Origin of the sequence: Nonomuraea lactucae, from assembly GCF_003313395.1 — a bacterium.
In the GTDB taxonomy this organism is placed as follows: domain Bacteria; phylum Actinomycetota; class Actinomycetes; order Streptosporangiales; family Streptosporangiaceae; genus Nonomuraea; species Nonomuraea lactucae.
In genome coordinates, this window is sequence record NZ_QNFZ01000561.1 from 1 (window position 1) to 1,865 (window position 1,865).

Genomic DNA, 1,865 nt, shown 5'->3' on the forward strand with positions numbered 1-1,865 from the left:
AACGTGCCGCCGGGCCGGTGTAGCCATCGGACGCGCGGGGCCAGCCTGCCGACCGGGCGCGCGGGGCCCGGTGGGCACTGGGCGCGCGGGGCTCAGGCCGCGCTCTCCCTCCACGAACGCGTACGGGCTACGGGCTCTCGGACGGAGTCGCTCACCGCGGCCCCGGCGGGGGCTACTTCTGGCCGGGGAGATTGAGCTTGGACGGGTCGAAGCCCGGCGGCAGTTCGAGGCCAGGTGGCAGCTTGCCGCCGAGGTTGCCCAGCACCCCGCCCGGTTTGGGCGCGGGCGCGTCGGCGCCATCGGGAGAGGAGGACGCGGGTGCCTTGCCGAGCGCCGCCTTGCGGGGGTCGCCGCTCACCCGGCGTCCCTTCTTGGCCTTCTTCTGGGCTTTGGCGGCCTTGCCCCGGCCGCCCGGCATGCCGGGGATGCCCATTCCGCCCGCCATGCGCTTCATCATCTTCTGGGCCTCGAAGAAGCGGGTGACCAGGTTGCTGACGGCGGTGACGGTGACGCCGGAGCCGGAGGCGATGCGGGAGCGCCGCGAGCCGTTGATGATCTTCGGGTCCTGCCGCTCGGCCGGCGTCATCGAGCGGATGATGGCGGCGATGCGGTCGAGGTCGCGGTCGTCGATGGAGTTGAGCTGGTCACGCATCTGCCCCATGCCGGGCATCATGCCGAGCAGGTTTTTGATGGGGCCCATCTTCTGGACCATCATCATCTGCTCGAGGAAGTCGTCGAGCGTGAAGTTCTCGCCCGAGGTGAGCTTGCCGGCCATCTTGGCGGCCTGCTCTTCGTCGAACGTCTTCTGGGCCTGCTCGATCAGGGTGAGGATGTCACCCATGTCGAGGATGCGGGACGCCATCCGGTCGGGGTGGAAGGCGTCGAAGTCCTCGAGCTTCTCCCCCGTCGACGCGAACATGATCGGCCGGCCGGTGATGTGCCTGACCGACAGCGCGGCGCCGCCGCGGGCGTCGCCGTCGAGTTTGGTGAGGACGACGCCGTCGAAGCCGACACCGTCCATGAACGCCTGGGCCGTGGTCACGGCGTCCTGGCCGATCATGGCGTCGACCACGAAGAGAACCTCGTCGGGAGAGGCCACGTCGCGGATGTCGGCGGCCTGCCGCATCATCTCCTGGTCGATGCCGAGGCGGCCGGCGGTGTCGATGATGACGATGTCGTGCTGCTGTCGCCTGGCCTCGTCGATGGAGTGGCGGGCGACCTCGACGGGGTCGCCGACGCCGTTGCCCGGCTCGGGGGCGTAGACGGCGACCTGCGCGCGCTCGCCCATGACCTGGAGCTGCTGCACGGCGTTGGGGCGCTGGAGGTCGGCGGCGACCAGCAGGGGCACGTGACCCTGGTCGCGCAGCCACTTGGCGAGCTTGCCCGCCAGCGTGGTCTTGCCGGAGCCCTGCAGGCCGGCGAGCATGATCACCGTGGGCGGGGTCTTGGCGTAGCGGAGCCTGCGGGTCTCGCCGCCGAGGATCTCGATCAGCTCGTCGTTGACGATCTTGACGACCTGCTGCGCCGGGTTGAGCGCCTGGGAGACCTCGGCGCCGCGCGCGCGTTCCTTGACCTGGGCGACGAATGCCTTGACCACCGGCAGCGCGACATCGGCCTCGAGCAGCGCGATGCGGATCTCGCGGGTGGTGGCGTCGATGTCGGCGTCGGACAGCCGACCCTTGGATCGGAGGGAGGAGAAGACCGATGTCAGGCGGTCGGATAGTGTCTCGAACACGTGGTTGGCCAGTCCTCGGAGCGGATGTAGGTCTGGACTCAGCCTAGCCGCTCCGCTAGCCGTTCCAGCCTGGCACGGCCATCCGGACGTTCAGCGCGTGCTCGACCAGATTGATCAACGCGCTCTTCAC

General features: G+C 69.7%; 1 protein-coding gene. It reads right to left on the minus strand.

All coding sequences use genetic code 11. The features are described 5' to 3' along the window. Window positions 1-172: 172 nt before the first annotated feature. A complete protein-coding gene (gene ffh, locus DQW85_RS23605; RefSeq protein ID WP_113702265.1) occupies window positions 173-1,735 on the minus strand; it encodes a signal recognition particle protein in 1,563 nt (520 codons plus the stop codon). Between the last annotated feature and the right edge of the window lie 130 nt (window positions 1,736-1,865).